Genomic DNA, 1,748 nt, shown 5'->3' on the forward strand with positions numbered 1-1,748 from the left:
AACCTGCATTCCCGAATTGTGTAACGATAATCACTCGAAAAACCGCTGTAACGCTTGATATATAGCGGTTTTTTTGTAGACTTATAACTCGTTATATAATATAATGTATAACGAGGAGTGTTGATATGGCAGTTATTTTTCAGACAAACAAGAAAACGGGCATTACCTATGCCTATCAGAATGAACCCTACTGGGATAAGGAAAAGCAACAATCACGCGCTAAGAGGACACTGATTGGAAAAGTCGATCCGGTTACAGGTGAAATCATCCCAACACGTTCGTACAAAAAGAAACCGGCCCCGTCTTCATTGGAAGTTAAGCCAGGGCCGATTCCAATGACGCAAGTCCGAAGAATCTTCTATGGGGCAGGTTATCTGCTCGATCAAATTGGCAAACAGACAGGCGTATACGCGGACCTTAAGGCCATCTTCCCGGAGCATTATAAGCAAATTTTGTCGATCGCCTATTACTTGATTCTCGAAGAGAATAACGCCTTGAGTCGTTTTTCCCATTGGCAAAAACTGCATCATCACCCGTATTGCCAGGATATTCCTTCACAACGAAGCAGCGACCTATTCCAAGCAATCGATGAGGAAGGCCGGATGGCCTTCTTTCAGAAACAAGGCAACCGCCGGATGGAAAAGGAGTATTGGGCATTTGACACTACGTCGATATCGAGTTACTCAGAGGTCTTATCGCAAGTGAAGAAGGGACGAAACAAGGAACACGACCGCTTGCCGCAAATCAACTTGGCACTCTTGTTTGGGGCACAATCCGGACTGCCCTTTTATTACCGCAAGCTGTCCGGAAATATCACCGATGTTAAAACGGTTCGGCAACTCATGAAGGAATTTGATGTAATGGGCTACAAAAAGGTCAACGTGATATTTGATCGAGGTTTTTACAGCAAGGATAATATCAACGCCTTGTATAAACACCACCAGAAATTCGTGATAGGCGTGCAACTCAAACTCAAATATGTCAAGGGTGTGTTGGAAGCGGAACGTGAGAACTTGAAACTTTGGTCAAACTTCGAAACACAGTTCAACACCTACGGTGTATGTCGCACAATAAACTGGGAATACGAACAGGAACGTCCGTATAAAGGTGATGTGATAAAATCGGAAAAGCGCGCGTATCTGCATCTGTTCTACAATCCTGAAAAAGCGATTAAAGATCAGGTAGACATGAACGACTATCTGACAGCCCTTCACCAAGATCTGAAGGAAAATACACTGAAAGATTATCGTATGAAAGATTATGATAAGTACTTCGAAGTTACTGAGACACCTAAACGAGGGAAGAAAATCACGCCTAAAGAAGAGGCGATGCGCAATGCGGTTAGAAATTATGGTTACTTCGCCTTGCTTTCTAATGAGGTCAATGATCCGTTTGAAGCGTTGTCTCTTTATCGCAGCAAGGATGTTGTTGAAAAAGCCTTCGGCAATTTAAAAGAGCGCCTAAACTTCAGAAGAATGCAAGTTTCGTCCGAATTATCCCTGAACGGGAAGCTTTTCGTGGAATTCATCGCTTTAATCTACTTGTCCTATGTGAAAAAGAAGATGCAGGATGCCGAGCTATTTAACCAATGGACTCTCCAAGGTGTACTGGATGAACTGGACACGATTGAATTATTCGAGTCCCCCGGACATGGACGCCTGTTGGGAGAGGTTACGACGAAGCAGAAGGAATTATATGAGGCGTTAGGGGTTGCCCCTCCCTCGTTATAAATTCCGGGAATTCAGGTT

Annotated in this window: 1 protein-coding gene; it reads left to right on the forward strand. The window is 43.8% G+C overall.

Translation table 11 applies throughout. The features are described 5' to 3' along the window. Window positions 1–125: 125 nt before the first annotated feature. Window positions 126–1,730 carry an IS1634 family transposase gene (locus ACKTSC_RS13350; protein WP_311809205.1) on the forward strand — a complete coding sequence of 535 codons (1,605 nt, stop codon included), beginning with the start codon at window positions 126–128 and terminating at the stop codon, window positions 1,728–1,730. Window positions 1,731–1,748: the final 18 nt, after the last annotated feature.

The sequence above is a fragment of the Enterococcus hailinensis genome, assembly GCF_045862035.1.
GTDB lineage: Bacteria > Bacillota > Bacilli > Lactobacillales > Enterococcaceae > Enterococcus_A > Enterococcus_A hailinensis.

What these genes read in the sequence shown, in the direction of transcription:
- ACKTSC_RS13350 (WP_311809205.1), top strand. Translation starts at nt 126, where the DNA reads ATGGCAGTTATTTTTCAGACAAACAAGAAAACGGGCATTACCTATGCC.